This is a genomic window from Polaromonas sp. C04 (assembly GCF_002002705.1).
In the GTDB taxonomy this organism is placed as follows: Bacteria; Pseudomonadota; Gammaproteobacteria; order Burkholderiales; family Burkholderiaceae_C; genus Rhodoferax_A.
Genome location: NZ_MUNS01000023.1, coordinates 44,691 through 59,291, shown reverse-complemented (window position 1 = coordinate 59,291; position 14,601 = coordinate 44,691). Strand labels below are relative to the sequence as shown.

Below are 14,601 nucleotides of genomic sequence, written 5' to 3'. Positions count from 1 at the left end.
GCACGGCCGCTGGCTCAATAGCCGGCTTTGGCGCCCGAGCGCTTCTTGGCAAACAGCCCGGCCGCCTTGGCACCCTGCTTGCGAAAGCGCTCGCGCCGCGCCACCTTGGGGTCCACCGTGAGCGGCCGGTAGACTTCGACCCGATCATGCTCGCGCAGCAGTTGGTTCAGGCCGGCCTTGCGACTCCAGACCCCGACACTCGCATGCGCCAGGCCAATCCCGGGAAATGCCTGCAGCACACCACTGATCTGCAAGGCCTGCAGGACGCTGGCGCCATCCTCCAGCGTGACCCATTGCTCATGGGTGTGGCGCGGCCCGCTGGAATAGACAATGCTGACGCGGATCGTCATGGCCTTACCCGTAAACCTGTCCGGCCCGCTTGACGAAGGCATCCACCAGGCTGCCGGCGATCTTGTCGAACACCGGCCCCACCAACGTCGCCAGCGCCGCATTGTCGAAGCCGTAGTTGAGTGTGAGCTCAACCCGGCAGGCGCGCTCGCCGCCTTCCCCCAGCGGCACGAAGTTCCACTGCCCGTCCAGCCGGGAAAACGGCCCCTTGACCAGTCTCATGCCCACCTGGCGTCCCGCCACATGGTCATTGCGGGTGATAAAGACCTGGCGGATGCCGCCGAACGAGATGCCAACTTCGGCCGTCATGCCCGCGGCATCGACCTCGACCACAGCGGCGTGGTCGCACCAGGGCAGGAACTGCGGATAGCGCGCCACATCCGTGACCAGGGCGAACATTTCTTCGGGGCTGTACCAGATCAGGACGGACTTGTGGACGGTTTTCATAGAATGTAAGGCTCGCGGAATTGTAGACAAGCCTTGCGCGCCCTCTTACAAGCCCGCTTTTCAACCCCATCTGGACCCCATGGCCAAGAAACCCGATACCGCTGCACAAAAACCGACCCGGATTGCCGACAACAAGAAAGCTGCATACAACTACTTCTTCGAGGAGCGTTTCGAGGCCGGCATGGTGCTGGAAGGCTGGGAGGTGAAGTCGCTGCGCGAGGGCAAGGTGCAACTGACCGATGGCTACGTGGTGATCCGCGACGGCGAGCTGTATGTGATTGGCTGCCAGATCAATCCGCTGGGCAGTGCCTCCACCCACATCAACCCCGACAAGGTGCGCACCAAGAAGCTGCTGATGCACAAGGAAGAGATCAAGCGGCTGATTGGCAAGGTGGAGCAAAAGGGCTACACCCTGGTGCCGCTCAACCTGCACTGGAAGGCCGGCAAGGTCAAATGCGAAATTGCGCTGGCCAAGGGCAAGGCCGAGCACGACAAGCGCGACACCATCAAGGACCGCGAGGGCAAGCGCGAGGTTGAACGCGCCATGAAGGTGCGCCATCGTTGATGTAACGCGGAAATAAATCCGGCGCCCATGGAATATAGACGCATGCCTCGGCGTTGATGCGGGTGCAGACCTTTTTCTGCCCCCGCAACCCAATGGAGAACTTCATGAAACTGATACCCGCCGCCGCCCTCGCCGCCACCCTGCTCGCAGGCTGTGCTTCCATGTACGCCCAAACGCCCGCCAAGGTGGCCGACGGCGTGCTGGTCGGCCCCAACGACATGACGCTCTACACCTTTGACAAGGACATGGCGGGCTCGGGCAAGTCCGCCTGCAATGGAGGCTGTGCGACCAACTGGCCGCCGTTCGTGGCCAGCAGCAGCGACAAGGCCTCGGGCGACTACACGATGATCACCCGTGAAGATGGCAAGATGCAATGGGCCGTCAAGGGCAAGCCGCTGTATTACTGGTCCAAGGACGCCAAGCCCGGCGACAAAGGCGGCGACGGTTTTCTGAAGCTGTGGCACGCCGCCAAGCCGTAAGAGTCGGCGCGACAGCCACAGTCCATGGATCACCGCTCCGAACTGGTTGCCCAGATCCCCGGCCTGCGGCGCTACGCGCGTGTGCTGACCGGCGATGCCTGGGCTGCCGACGACCTGGTACAGGACACGCTGGAGCGCGCCTGCAGCAAGTGGCGTCTGTGGACGGCAGGCTCGAATCTGCGGGCCTGGCTGTTTACCCTGATGCACAACCAGTTTGTCAGCCAGGTGCGGCGCAGCGCGCGGCAATCGGCCGCGGGAGTCCGGGTCGATGTGGACGATGCGGGCCACGAACTGCAGGCCAGCGGTGCGGCAACAGACCTGACGCTGGACATCGAGCGCTGCCTGCTGCGCCTGCCTGAAGAACAGCGTGTGGTGCTGTTGCTGGTCAGCGTAGAGGATCTGCGCTACGACGAAGTCGCCCGCATCACCGGCGTGCCCCTGGGCACCGTGATGTCACGCCTGTCGCGCGCGCGCAGCCGCCTGCGCGAATTGATGGAGGGCCGGCCCGACAAAGCCAGCCATCCACCTGTGCTGCGCCGGCTCAAATAATGCCCCCGGACCACCCCATGGATACCCCAAATTTCACCCCGGTCACCGAGGACGAGCTGCATGCCCTGCTGGATGGGCAGCTCACCGGGGCCGAGCAGGCCGCGCTGCAGGAGCGGCTGGCACAGGATTCCGCCGCCCACGCCACCCTGGTGGCCTGGCGCGCCCAGCGCGAGGCTCTGCGCAGCCTGCACGGATCGTTGCGCGACGAGGCCATACCGCCCACCTTGCTGGCGGCCGCGCAACGCGCCGCCGGTGCATGGGACCAACTCGATCACTGGTGGCGCCTGAGTGGCGTCGCCGCCGGCGTCGTGCTCGCATTTGGCGTGGGCTGGCTGGCGCATGGCGGCTACGACCATGCCCAGGCGCTGCGGCCCGGAGTGGTGCAAGCGCTGGACAAGGCCCGGGCCGGCCAGGAATTTGCGCATCAGGCCGCCGTGGCCCATGCCGTTTATGCGCCCGAGGTGCGCCACCCTGTCGAAGTCACGGCGGCGCAGCAGGAGCATTTGGTGCAATGGCTGTCCAAACGCCTGGGCAAGCCCTTGAAGATCCCCGACCTGTCGGCGCAGGGCTATGCGCTGGTGGGCGGACGACTGCTGCCCGGCGACGACGGCGCACGCGCCCAGTTCATGTTCCAGAACACGAGCGGCGAGCGCGTGACCTTGTACCTGGGGGCCGTGACGCACGACGCGACCAACGCACACGCCACAGGAGAGCCTGGCAACGGGCGCGGTGAAACCGCATTTCGCTTCTCGACCGATGGCCCGGTGCCTCGCTTTTACTGGATCGACCAGGGCTTTGGCTATGCGCTGGCAGGCCAGCTGCCGCGCGAAAGTCTGATGAAACTGGCCGACGCGGTCTACCAGCAGCTTGAGCCGGCCCGCTGAGGGGCCGTCGAGATAGGCGTCGAATCAGTCATGTGCTGCACGGTGGGCAGCAAGAATAAGGATCAATTCGGCCTGTAGTCCCCACAAGGTGGTCACTTTCAGCTATTAATCTGGTAGCACTCCATTGCTCTGCCTGTATGCTGCCGGATTCGATCGCTACCTTAAAACTACCGTGCGCATCCCGTTGATAAAGACACGGTGCTCCAGGACGTATCGCAACGCGCGGCTCAAGGCAAGGCATTCGACATTGCGCCCGGTACTGAGCAACTGTTCGGGGCTGAAGGCATGGTCCACGCGTTCCAGCGCCTGCTCGATGATGGGTCCTTCATCGAGATCGCTTGTTGCAAAGTGTGCCGTGGCACCAATCAGCTTGACGCCTCGCGCGTGTGCCTGCTCATAGGGGCGCGCACCCTTGAAACCGGGCAGGAACGAATGATGAATGTTGATGACGCGCCCGGCCAGCGTGCGGCACAGGTCTTCAGACAGCACCTGCATGTAACGCGCCAGCACGACCAGCTCGGCGTCGTATTGCTCGATGCAGCGCAGCAGCGCCGCTTCTTGCTGCGGCTTGGTATCGGCCGTGATGGGCAGATGATGGAAAGGCAGGCCTTCGGCTTGCACGATCGGCCCCAGATCGGCGTGATTTGAGACCACGGCCACTATATTCATGTTCAACTCGCGGCGGCGCCACTGGTCCAGCAGATCGCGCAGGCAATGATCGGCCTTCGAGACCATGATCAGCACCCGGGTCGGGTGGCTCAGTTCGTGCACGGCACCTTCGGCCTGGTCGAAGCTGGCCACGAGTTTTGCGTATGCCTCGCGCAGGACACCGAGTTCGGTCGGCCCGGTGGCGTCGAGTCGAAACACCGTGCGCACGTAAAAGCGCGACACGAGCACATCGTCGAATACGGTGAACTCCTCGATGTAGGCCCCGTGTCGTTCGAGCAGGGCAGTAAGCGCTGCCACCTGACCGCGCGCACTGGCGACGGCGAGGGTCAAGACATAGCGCGCAGAGTCAGGGTGTGAGGGCTGCATACGGTTCCCTTTCATGGTTGATCGGATTGGCAACGAGCCGTGCCACAGCCATACCGGCGGTGCACTGCTGTGCTTCGAACTCGACCCGGGTCGTACACCGCTCGATCCCGACCGCCACGGCCTGCTGGCTCATGCGCTGTTTGTAAAGGCCAACCCACACATCCTGCACCCGCTCATCCAGGCCAAACACAAAGTCGAGCAACTGGTTGATGCGCGTCTCGAGCAAGGGCGTGTGCGGCGTGCGCGGCCATACCTGCGTCAGCCAGTGGCACAGGGGCTCATAATCGAAACACTGGTCGAGTGCGCTCGGCGACGCACTGGCCGCACCGCTGGCCGTCAGGCTGACCCACACCGGCTGCGGCTCCAGTTCGTAGGCGTAAATGCCCACCGGCAGGAGGATTTCCATCCGCTCGATCCTGATGGTCCAGGTGGTGTTCATTGGAAGCGGCGCGTGACCAGGCCGCACTCCTGCGTGCTGCGCTCCAGCATTAGCCAGAAGTAGCCCATAAAGCTGCTGCGCACCAGCACCTCGTAGATGGGTGCCTCGTCGGTCTGCCACAGCCATATCGAAGCTTTGAAGAAGAGCGAGCCGGCGCTCGAGCCGGGCCCGAACACGCGCGGGTGCAGATCCAGCGGGCAGCCCTGGGCCAACACTTCGCGCACGGGTGTGCCGCTGAGGTGCAGAACGGTATAGCCGCCGCTGACGTCGGTGACCGCATGATGCATGCCGGCCAGTGCTGCGCGCAGCTTCGCCTCGATCACGCTGGCCTGGCCCTTGGGGCCGATGACAAACCAGTCGTCAGGCCCGATCCAGACCAGGCGGTGCACGGCGTCGGCAATGCTCGAACAGGGCCGAACCGGCAGCTCCAGGTTGAGTGCGCGCGACACCGCCTCCCGAAACGCCGGGTCTTCTGCGTTTCCACGCAGGTTGACGATCGCCAGTCCCGTGCGCCATCCGGCCAGCAGGGCCCGATCGGAGAGGGCTGTGGTGGTGGCGGGCGCACGGCCGCCGGGTAAAGCAGTGCGCTGTAGAGGTTCAAGCATTTTGACGCTCCGCTTTGGGGTCGAAGAAGACCGGGTTGGCGATGATGGCTGTGGTGGTGCGGCCATCGCGCATCGAGACATGCACGCGCTCACCCATGCGGCTCGCGCCGCCCTTCACGAGCGCCATCGCGATCGAGCGATCGAGTGTCGGGCTCATGTAGCTGGAGGTGACGTGACCGACCATCGGCGCCGGGATTTTGAGCGGCACGTCGTTCAGAATCTGTGCTCCCTCGGGCAACACAAACTGCGGGTCGTCTGGCAGCAGCCCGACAAGTTGCTTGCGATCGGAGCGCTGGGTGTCGGCGCGCGCCAGCGAACGCTTGCCCAGGCAGTCCTTGGTCTTGGTCACCAGGCCGCCCATGCCGAGATCGAACGGGCTGACCGAGCCATCGGTGTCCTGACCAATGATGATGTAGCCCTTTTCGGCGCGCAGCACGTGCATCGTTTCAGTGCCGTACGGCGTGATGCCGAACTCCGCCCCCGCGGCGTGAATGGCCTCCCAGGCGCGCAGCCCGTCGCCGGACGCCACGTTGACCTCATAGCAGCGCTCGCCCGAAAAGCTGATGCGCATGATGCGGGCCCTGATGCCGGCCACCGTGCCCTCGCGGTACGACATGAACGGGAAGGCCGCATCGTCGAAATCGACATCCTGGCAGATCTTCTTCAGCACGGTACGGCTCTTGGGACCCGCCACAATCGAGGTGGCCCAGTGGTCGGTGGCACTGGTCAGGTAGACCTTCAGGTGCGGCCATTCGGTCTGCAGCCAGCGCTCCATCCAGGCCAGCACGCGCGCTGCGCCACCGGTCGTGGTGTGCATCAGGTAGTGGTTTTCGCCCAGGCGCACGGTCACACCATCGTCGAACACCATGCCGTTCTCGTCCAGCATCAGGCCATAGCGGCACTTGCCCATTTCGAGCTTGGACCAGGCGTTGCTGTACATCCAGTTCAGCAGCGTGGTGGCGTCCGGCCCCTGGATGTCGATCTTGCCCAGCGTCGAGCCATCGAGCGTGCCGACGCCGTTGCGTACCGCCAGCACCTCGCGCTTCACGGCCGCATGCAAATCTTCACCATTCTTCGGGTAGTACCAGGGGCGCTTCCATTGCCCGACGTCCTCGAACAGCGCGCCTTGCTTGACGTGCCAGTCGTGCATGGCGGTGGTGCGGATCGGATCGAACGCGTCGCCGAGCTCAAGCCCCGCCACCGCGCCGAAGGTCACGGGCGTGTAGTTAGGGCGGAAGGTGGTGGTGCCGACCTGTGGAATCGTCTTGCCGAGTGCCTGCGCGGCGATGCCCATGCCGTTGATATTGCCGGTCTTGCCCTGGTCGGTGCCAAAACCCATCGCGGTATAGCGCTTGACGTGTTCGATCGACTCAAAGCCTTCCCGGATGGCAAGGTGGATATCGGAGGCGGCCACGTCGTTCTGCAGATCGACGAACTGCTTGGGCGCACGGCTGACCCCGCGTGCGTGCGGCACCAGCCACAGCGCCCGCAGGTCGCCGGCGTCGCTCGCGGCGACGCTGGGGGCCGCCGTTTCCACGGCCTTGAGACCGAGTGTCTGGACCGCGGCGATGCCCGCGGCCAAGCCATCCCGGGCGCACTCATGCAGTGACAGCAGGCCCCGGCAGGCCCCGGCCGAGCGCTCGGCCTGGGCTGGTTTGCCTGGCAGGAAGGCCGCCCGCGCATCGTCCCAGACGGCCTTGCTGCCGGCCTGGCAATGCAGGTGGATCACCGGGCTGAAGCCGCCCGACAGCGCCACCAGATCGCAGGCCAGCGTGCGCGCCGCACCCGTCAGCCGGTCTTGCGCGTCGATGCCCTGGACCACGACGGCGCTGACACGCTTGCCGCCGCGCGCTTCCGTGATCACATGGCCAGCGAGGATTTCAATGCCGGCGCCCCTGGCGCGCTGGCTTAGCGAGCCGCGCGGCGTGGTGCGTGCGTCGACCACCTGGACAGCGGCGCCGGCACCCTTGAGGGCCAGCGCGGCGTCGTAGCCGGCGTCGTTGTTGGTGAAAACCACGGCCTGGCGCCCTGCCAGCACGGCATAGCGGCGCACGTAGGTGGAAACGGCGCCCGCCAGCATCACGCCCGGCAGATCGTTGTTGCCGAACACCAGCGGGCGTTCGTGCGCGCCGGTGGCCAGCACCACCTGTTTGGCGCGCACCCGCCACAACCGCTCGCGAAACACCGGCGCTTGTCCGGTCGGTAGGTGGTCGGCGCGGCGCTCGGCCAGCGCCACCAGATCGTGGTCCAGGTAACCAAAGGCCGTGGTGCGTGGCAACAGGGTCACCTCAGGCATCGCGGCCAGCTCGGCGAGCGCGCGCGCCACCCACTGCGTGGCCGGCAACTGGTCGATCGTCTCGTCACTGGACAGTAGCCAGCCCCCCGGTTCGGCCTGTTCGTCGCACAGCATGACGCGGGCGCCGGAGCGGCCCGCCGCGAGTGCTGCCGTCAGGCCCGCGATACCGGCGCCGACCACCAGCACGTCGCAGTGCGCGTAACGCTTGTCGTAGCGGTCGGGATCGCTCTCGGTGGGCGAAGAGCCCAGGCCGCTTGAGGCACGGATGTGTTTCTCGAAGAAATGCCAGGCCGACTGTGAAGCCATGAAGGTCTTGTAGTAGAAACCGGCCGGTATCAGGCGTGAGAACCAGCCGTTGACTGCCTTGGCGTCGAACTCGATGCTCGGGCTGGCATGGATCGAGCGTGCGTTCAGGCCTTCGACCAAAGCGACTTCGGTCATACGCGCATTGGGCACGGTGCGCGCACCGTCGAACAGCTGCACCAGCGCGTTCGGCTCCTCGACGCCGGCGGACAGGATGCCGCGCGGGCGGTGGTACTTCCAGCTGCGTGCGACCAGCGAGACGCCGTTGGCCAGCAGCGCTGACGCCAGGGTATCTCCCTCGAAGCCCTGGTAGGCACGGCCGTTGAACTTGAAGTTCACGACGCGCCGGCGGTCGATCCGGCCACCCGAAGACAGGCGTGCGTTCATTTCGCACCCCCGACGTGAACATGGGCAGCCGCGGCGGCGGGCACCGGCTCGCCGATCTTCCAGATGGCATCGAAGCGGTAGCTCACCGTGTCGCGCAGCGCATTGAACCAGCGCCCGCAGCCACTCGAGTGGCGCCACTGTTCGTAGTGCAGGCCTTTGGGGTTCTCGCGCATGAAGACGTAGTCGCCCCACTGCGCGTCGGTCATGGTTTCAGTGGCGGTGGGCCGGACGATGCCGCCTTCGCCGCCGCAGGTGAATTCGGTCTCGGCGCGGGGGCCGCACCAGGGACAGTTGATTTGCAACATGGTTTTTCCTCAGTGTGCGACGCCGGCCGCGCCGTGCTCATCGATCAGGTGGCCGTTGTAGAAGCGATCCAGGCACAGCGCTTCATTGAGCGCATGCGGCCGGTCTTGCGCGACGGTGTGCGCCATCACCCAGCCCGAGCCGGGCGTGGCCTTGAAGCCGCCGGTGCCCCAGCCGCAATTGATGTACAGGCCCTTGACCGGTGTCAAGCCGATGATGGGGCAGGCATCGGGCGAGACATCGACGATGCCGCCCCATTGCCGGTTCATGCGTACGCGCGAAAACAACGGGAACATCTCGACAATCGCCTGCAGCGTGTGCTCGATGGTGTGGTAGCTGCCGCGCTGGCCGTAGCCGTTGTACTGGTCGACGCCGGCCCCTATGACCAGATCGCCCTTGTCGGACTGGCTGATGTAGGCGTGGATCGCGTTGCTCATCACCACGTTCGGAAAGATCGGCTTGAGAGGCTCGGACACGAGGGCCTGCAGCGGCCGGCTCTCGATCGGCAGGCGGATGTCGGCCATGCTGGCGATCACGCTGGAGTGGCCGGCTGCCACGATCGCCACTTTTTTGGCCTTGATGAAGCCTTGGGCGGTCTCGACGCCCACCACCGCGCCGTTATCGCGGCGAATGCCAGTGACCTCGCAGTTCTGGATGATGTCCACGCCATGCGCGTCGGCGGCGCGTGCGAAGCCCCAGGCGACTGCGTCGTGGCGTGCCACGCCGCCGCGGCGCTGCAGCGAGGCCCCGAGCACCGGGTAGCGCGTGTTCAGGTTGATGAACGGGACCATCTCCTTGATCTGCGCCGGCGTGACAACCTCGCCGTCAACCCCGTTGAGCCGGTTCGCGGTGACCCGGCGCTCGATGTCGCGCATCTCCTGCAGGCTGTGGCCCAGATTCAGCACCCCGCGCTGGCTGAACATCACGTTGTAGTTGATGTCCTGCGACAGGCCTTCCCACAGTTTCATCGACTTCTCGTACAGCGCCGTGGATTCATCCCACAGATAGTTGGAGCGAACGATGGTGGTGTTGCGTGCCGTGTTGCCGCCTCCCAGGTAGCCGCGCTCCACGACTGCGATGTTGCGCACGCCGTGCTCCTTGGCCAGGTAGTAGGCCGTGGCCAGGCCGTGGCCCCCGGCGCCGATGATCACCACGTCGTACTCGCGCTTCGGTTCGGGCGAGCGCCACTGCTTTTGCCAGCCCTCGTGGTAGGACATGCTGTTGCGCAGCAGCGACCAGATTGAAAATTTTTGCATGGTGTGTTCCTTGACTCAGCACTCGACGATATTCACGGCCAGTCCGCCGCGCGAGGTTTCCTTGTACTTGGTCTTCATGTCGGCGCCGGTCTCGCGCATGGTCTTGATGACCTTGTCGAGCGAGACGAAATGCTTGCCGTCGCCGCGCAGCGCCATGCGCGCGGCGTTGATCGCCTTGACCGATCCCATCGCGTTGCGCTCGATACACGGGATCTGCACCAGTCCCCCGACCGGGTCGCAGGTGAGCCCAAGGTTGTGCTCCATGCCGATCTCGGCGGCGTTCTCGACCTGCTCCGGCGTGCCGCCCATGACCTGCGCCAGCGCGCCGGCAGCCATCGAGCAGGCCACACCAACCTCTCCCTGGCAACCGACCTCGGCACCGGAGATGGAGGCGTTTTCCTTGTACAGGATGCCAATGGCGGCGGCGGTCAGCAGGAAATCGATTACGCCCTGCTCGTTCGCGCCGGGGACGAAGCGTGTGTAGTAGTGCATCACGGCCGGCACAATGCCCGCCGCCCCGTTGGTGGGCGCTGTGACGACGCGGCCACCGGCGGCGTTTTCCTCGTTGACGGCCAGCGCATAAAGGTTGATCCAGTCCATCATTTGCAGCGGATCCTTCAGCGCCGCCTCGGGGTGCGCCGTCAGGTCGCGGTGCAACTCGGCGGCGCGACGCTTGATCTTGAAGCCGCCAGGCAAAACGCCCTCGGTGGCGATGCCGCGCTGCACGCAGGCCTGCATGACGTTCCAGATACGCAGCAGGCCGGCGCGCACCGCCTCGGCGTCGCGCCATGCCAGTTCGTTGTGCCACATCAGCTGCGCGATGGACAGGCCGCTTTCGCCGCAGCGCAGCAGCAGTTCGTCGCCGCTCGAGAACGGGTAAGGCAGCGGTTGCGGGTCGGGCACCAGTGCCGGCTGGCCCTGTGCATCCTGGCTGATGACGAAGCCGCCACCGACCGAATAGTAGGTTTTCTCGAGCAGGGTCGCGCCGCTCGCATCGAAGGCATACAGACGCATGCCGTTGGGGTGGAAAGGCAGCGTCTTGCGCAGGAACACAAGGTCTTCGCGTTCGTTGAACGCGACCAGATGTACTCCAAGCAGGTTCAGGATCTGCGACTCGCGCAGGCGCTGCAGTCGCGGCGCGATAGCGTCCGGCTCGACGAGGTCGGGCTCTTCGCCCTCCAGGCCCAGCAACACGGCCTTGTCGCTGCCGTGGCCCTTGCCGGTGGCGCCGAGCGAACCATAGAGTTCGCAGCGAACGCGGTGCACGGCCTTCAACCAGGCACTCTGTCGCAGCGCCACCGCGAACAGGCGGGCCGCACGCATCGGCCCGACGGTGTGCGAGCTGCTCGGCCCGATACCGATCTTGAACAGATCGAAAGTACTGAGTGACATGGGGTGGGTCTCGCTGTTCAGCCGTACACCGGGAAGGCAGCGGTCAGCTTGGCCACTTCGGCGCGTACCTTGTCCATTTCCGCTTCGTTGTCCGGATGGTCGAGCAGGTCGGCAATCAGGTGTCCGACCTGGCGTGCCTCGGCCTCCTTGAAGCCGCGCGTGGTCATGGCTGGGGAGCCCAGGCGCACCCCGCTGGTCACCATCGGTTTTTCGGGGTCGTTGGGAATGGCGTTCTTGTTGACGGTGATGTGGGCGCGGCCGAGCAAGGCTTCGGCGGCCTTGCCGGTCATGCCCTTGGCGCGCAGGTCCACCAGCATCACATGGCTTTCGGTGCGGCCCGACACGATGCGCAGGCCGCGCTGCACCAGCGTCTCGGCCAGCGTTGCGGCATTTTTCACCACCTGCTGCTGGTAGGTTTTGAATTCGGGCGCCAGCGCCTCCTTGAAGGCTACCGCCTTGGCGGCAATGACGTGCATCAGCGGGCCGCCCTGCAGGCCGGGAAAAATCGCGCTGTTGATCGCCTTTTCGTGCTCGGGGCGCATCAGGATGATGCCACCGCGCGGGCCGCGCAGGCTCTTGTGCGTGGTGCTGGTGACGATGTCGGCGTGCGGGATGGGGTTGGGGTACTGGCCGGCCGCGATCAGGCCGGCATAGTGCGCCATGTCTACCATCAGCAGCGCCCCGACGTCCTTTGCCACCTTTGCGAAGCGCTCGAAGTCGATGCGCAGCGCATAGGCCGAGGCGCCGGCGATGATGATTTTCGGCCGACTCTCGTGCGCCTTGCGCTCCATCGCGTCGTAGTCGATTTCTTCCTTCTCGTTCAGGCCGTAGCTCACCACATTGAACCACTTGCCGCTCATGTTCAGCGCCATGCCGTGCGAGAGATGGCCGCCTTCGGCCAGGTTCATGCCCATGAAGGTGTCGCCCGGCTTCATGAAGGCCATGAACACGGCTTCGTTGGCCTGCGCGCCCGAGTGCGCCTGCACGTTGGCGGCCCAGCCATGGCGGTCGGCACCGAAGAGTTGCTTGACCCGGTCGATGGCAAGCTGTTCGGCCTGGTCGACGAATTCGCAGCCGCCGTAATAGCGCCGGCCCGGATAGCCTTCGGCATACTTGTTGGTGAGCTGGCTGCCCTGCGCCGTCATCACCGCCGGGGAGGTGTAGTTCTCGCTCGCGATCAGCTCGATGTGCTGCTCCTGGCGTTGGTGCTCATGCTGGATCACGGCCCACAGATCGGGGTCGACGGCTTGAAGGGTCTGCTTGCTGTAGCTGAACATGGTGTGGGTCCTGTAGGGATCGGAGGATTCGATGTGAAGCGAATCTTCGTCGCCAACAGCTGACCATGCAATGCCGATTGCGTCAGAAGATGTGCAAATTGCGACATGCGAGGATGCGGGTTTTCCCTGCGACGCCCCTGCATCATCGGCGCGCTCCGAGTTGGAGTTTTATGGTGAGCGGGGGGCGTGCGTGGCGGCCATGCGCAGGCGTGCATTCGCGACGAGGAAGTCCCTGAATCCGTGCAACACCTCTGACGGGTTGTCGGCCACCCACACGGCAAATGTGGGGATCACGTCGCTCACGTCAACCAGTGGTTTGACGACAACGCCGACACGCCCGATGTTGCGCGCGCAGCCGGCGTAGACACTTACACCGACCCCCGCGGCCACCATGCCGAAGATGCCGCTGGTGTTCGACGCCAGCTGCACGATGTTCGGGAAGAAGCCGGCGGTGTGACACACGGGAAAAAACAGCCGGCGAAAGGTGCTGAATGCGTCTTCGGTACCCATTACAAAGGGTTCTTCGGCCAGGTCGGCCAGGCGCAGCGTGCGGCGCGACGCCAGCGGGTGCGTGTCGGGGAGCAGCGCGACATAGTCGTTCTGATCGACGAGCACGTTCAGCACCTTCTGGCTCTCGAATTCTCCGATCACGAAGCCGACGTCGATACGGCCCTCTAGCAGCGCAACGCGCTGCTTCGAACTCGGGTTGTATTCGAGGTCGAGCACCGCTCTCGGAAACCCGGCACGGAAGCCCTGCAGCAGGGAGGGCAGGCGCCCGTTGATCGCAAAGTCCATGTAGCCAACCCGCAATCGGCCGGCGCGGCCGTCGGCCGCTTCGAGGGCCGCGGTGCTCGCGCGTTCGAGGTGCCCCAGCGCCAGGCTGCATTCAGCGGCAAAGGCCTCGCCGGCCGATGTCAGGCGTACGCGCCGCGTCGAGCGTTCGAAGAGCGACACGCCCACCGCATCTTCGAGCGCATGGATGGTGCGACTCAGCGCGGGCTGACTGGTGAACAGGCGCTCTGCAGCCCGCCCGAAGTGCAGCTCCCCGGCGACCACCAGGAAGGCGCGAACCTGGCGCACGTCGAATTTAGGCAAACGCAGGGTGCCTGTAGATATCTCGCTCATGGCGTTACCAAAAAATGCATTAATCGTAGCGTTATTGGTATCAAACGATGCTTTCCGCAAATTATATTCACTTCATCGGCCCTTCAATGCGACCGCCACCCGGATCGCAGCCGAGCCTGACTAACCAAGGAGTAACCCATGTCAGACGCCCTCGAACAAGCCCTCGAAGCCGCCTTCGCCGAGGCCACGCGCCGCTACAAGGAGCGTGGCTTTCAACGCCGTATCGGATTCGGCAGCAAGCCCGCGTTGATCAGCGTCGACCTCGCCAACGCCTGGACACGTCCCGGCAATCCCTTTACCTGCGAGCATGTCGACGACCAGATCATCCCTTCGATGCAGGCGCTACTCAAGAGCTTTCGCAAGTACGACTTTCCGGTGGTGCACGTGACCACCTGCTACCAGATCACGGACCGCAAGAACTCGAACACCGACATGGGCCTGTGGCACGACAAGATTCCGGTCGACGTGGTGGCCCAGAGCAACCCGGAGCTTTGGGCGATCGACTCGCGCATTGCCCCGATTGAAGGCGAGCAGTTGCTGATCAAGAAGCGCGCCAGTTCGTTCCACGGTACCTATCTGGCCGGCTACCTGCGCGCCGCGGGTGTCGACACCATCCTGGTTACCGGTGTCACCGCCTCGGCCTGCGTGCGTGAGACGATTTGTGACGGCCTCGCCGACGGGTTCCGCACGATTGCAGTGAAAGAGGCCATCGGCGACCGCGTGCCGGGTGCGGTGCTGTGGAACCTGTTCGACATCGACGCCAAGTTCGGCGACGTCGAGACCACCGAGACCTGCCTGAAATACCTGGACCGCATCGGCCAGGCCAAGCTGGCCAGCGAAAAGCTCGCCGCCTGAGACAACGCCTAGCAGTACGGAGCGGCCTGCCGGCCGCTCCCGCTCACATATCAAAG

16 protein-coding genes are annotated in these 14,601 nt (G+C 64.8%); 5 read left to right on the top strand and 11 right to left on the bottom strand.

Annotation, left to right across the window (positions count from 1 at the left end):
• Nucleotides 1–14 precede the first annotated feature (14 nt).
• Complete coding sequence (locus B0E49_RS05305; RefSeq protein WP_077560938.1) at nucleotides 15–350, bottom strand: RnfH family protein; 336 nt, start codon at nucleotides 348–350, stop codon at nucleotides 15–17.
• 4 nt (nucleotides 351–354) lie between these two features.
• Entirely contained in the window at nucleotides 355–795 is a 441-nt protein-coding gene (locus B0E49_RS05300; protein WP_077560936.1) for a type II toxin-antitoxin system RatA family toxin, read from the bottom strand.
• Between the two features lie 79 nt (nucleotides 796–874).
• On the opposite strand from B0E49_RS05300, the gene smpB reads away from it, so the two are divergent.
• The 4 genes from smpB to B0E49_RS05280 all read left to right on the top strand — a co-directional run bounded on the left by smpB (nucleotide 875) and on the right by B0E49_RS05280 (nucleotide 3,272).
• On the top strand, nucleotides 875–1,360 hold the full coding sequence (smpB, locus tag B0E49_RS05295) for an SsrA-binding protein SmpB (protein WP_077560934.1): 486 nt from the start codon (nucleotides 875–877) through the stop codon (nucleotides 1,358–1,360).
• A gap of 104 nt (nucleotides 1,361–1,464) precedes the next feature.
• Nucleotides 1,465–1,839 (top strand): COG4315 family predicted lipoprotein, encoded by a 375-nt coding sequence (locus tag B0E49_RS05290; RefSeq protein WP_077561272.1) that lies wholly within the window; start codon nucleotides 1,465–1,467, stop codon nucleotides 1,837–1,839.
• A gap of 24 nt (nucleotides 1,840–1,863) precedes the next feature.
• The gene (locus B0E49_RS05285; protein WP_077560932.1) at nucleotides 1,864–2,388 is read left to right on the top strand and encodes a sigma-70 family RNA polymerase sigma factor; all 525 of its coding nucleotides are present in this window, start codon (nucleotides 1,864–1,866) and stop codon (nucleotides 2,386–2,388) included.
• Between the two features lie 17 nt (nucleotides 2,389–2,405).
• Nucleotides 2,406–3,272, top strand: a complete 867-nt coding sequence (locus B0E49_RS05280) for an anti-sigma factor family protein (RefSeq protein WP_174571069.1) — start codon at nucleotides 2,406–2,408, stop codon at nucleotides 3,270–3,272.
• Nucleotides 3,273–3,428: 156 nt separating this feature from the next.
• Here B0E49_RS05280 and B0E49_RS05275 read toward each other — a convergent pair whose 3' ends face one another.
• From B0E49_RS05275 to B0E49_RS05235, 9 genes are all read right to left on the bottom strand, one after another.
• On the bottom strand, nucleotides 3,429–4,307 hold the full coding sequence (locus B0E49_RS05275; RefSeq protein ID WP_077560928.1) for a formyltetrahydrofolate deformylase: 879 nt from the start codon (nucleotides 4,305–4,307) through the stop codon (nucleotides 3,429–3,431).
• Nucleotides 4,288–4,746 carry a hypothetical protein gene (locus B0E49_RS05270; protein ID WP_077560926.1) on the bottom strand — a complete coding sequence of 153 codons (459 nt, stop codon included), beginning with the start codon at nucleotides 4,744–4,746 and terminating at the stop codon, nucleotides 4,288–4,290. The genes B0E49_RS05275 and B0E49_RS05270 overlap by 20 nt, the downstream gene beginning before the upstream one ends.
• On the bottom strand, nucleotides 4,743–5,351 hold the full coding sequence (locus B0E49_RS05265; protein ID WP_168175007.1) for a sarcosine oxidase subunit gamma: 609 nt from the start codon (nucleotides 5,349–5,351) through the stop codon (nucleotides 4,743–4,745). The genes B0E49_RS05270 and B0E49_RS05265 overlap by 4 nt, the downstream gene beginning before the upstream one ends.
• On the bottom strand, nucleotides 5,344–8,337 hold the full coding sequence (locus B0E49_RS05260; RefSeq protein ID WP_077560924.1) for a sarcosine oxidase subunit alpha family protein: 2,994 nt from the start codon (nucleotides 8,335–8,337) through the stop codon (nucleotides 5,344–5,346). Before B0E49_RS05260 ends, B0E49_RS05265 begins: the two co-directional genes overlap by 8 nt.
• On the bottom strand, nucleotides 8,334–8,642 hold the full coding sequence (locus tag B0E49_RS05255; RefSeq protein ID WP_077560923.1) for a sarcosine oxidase subunit delta: 309 nt from the start codon (nucleotides 8,640–8,642) through the stop codon (nucleotides 8,334–8,336). The genes B0E49_RS05260 and B0E49_RS05255 overlap by 4 nt, the downstream gene beginning before the upstream one ends.
• 9 nt (nucleotides 8,643–8,651) lie before the next feature.
• Nucleotides 8,652–9,896, bottom strand: coding sequence for a sarcosine oxidase subunit beta family protein (locus B0E49_RS05250; RefSeq protein WP_077560922.1), 1,245 nt, complete (start codon nucleotides 9,894–9,896; stop codon nucleotides 8,652–8,654).
• A gap of 15 nt (nucleotides 9,897–9,911) precedes the next feature.
• Nucleotides 9,912–11,288 (bottom strand): L-serine ammonia-lyase, encoded by a 1,377-nt coding sequence (locus tag B0E49_RS05245; RefSeq protein WP_077560921.1) that lies wholly within the window; start codon nucleotides 11,286–11,288, stop codon nucleotides 9,912–9,914.
• Nucleotides 11,289–11,305: 17 nt separating this feature from the next.
• Entirely contained in the window at nucleotides 11,306–12,565 is a 1,260-nt protein-coding gene (glyA, locus tag B0E49_RS05240) for a serine hydroxymethyltransferase (RefSeq protein WP_077560920.1), read from the bottom strand.
• A 168-nt stretch (nucleotides 12,566–12,733) separates the two neighbouring features.
• Nucleotides 12,734–13,690, bottom strand: coding sequence for a LysR family transcriptional regulator (locus tag B0E49_RS05235; protein ID WP_077560919.1), 957 nt, complete (start codon nucleotides 13,688–13,690; stop codon nucleotides 12,734–12,736).
• Nucleotides 13,691–13,828: 138 nt separating this feature from the next.
• On the opposite strand from B0E49_RS05235, the gene B0E49_RS05230 reads away from it, so the two are divergent.
• Nucleotides 13,829–14,545, top strand: coding sequence for an isochorismatase family protein (locus B0E49_RS05230; protein WP_077560918.1), 717 nt, complete (start codon nucleotides 13,829–13,831; stop codon nucleotides 14,543–14,545).
• Nucleotides 14,546–14,601: the final 56 nt, after the last annotated feature.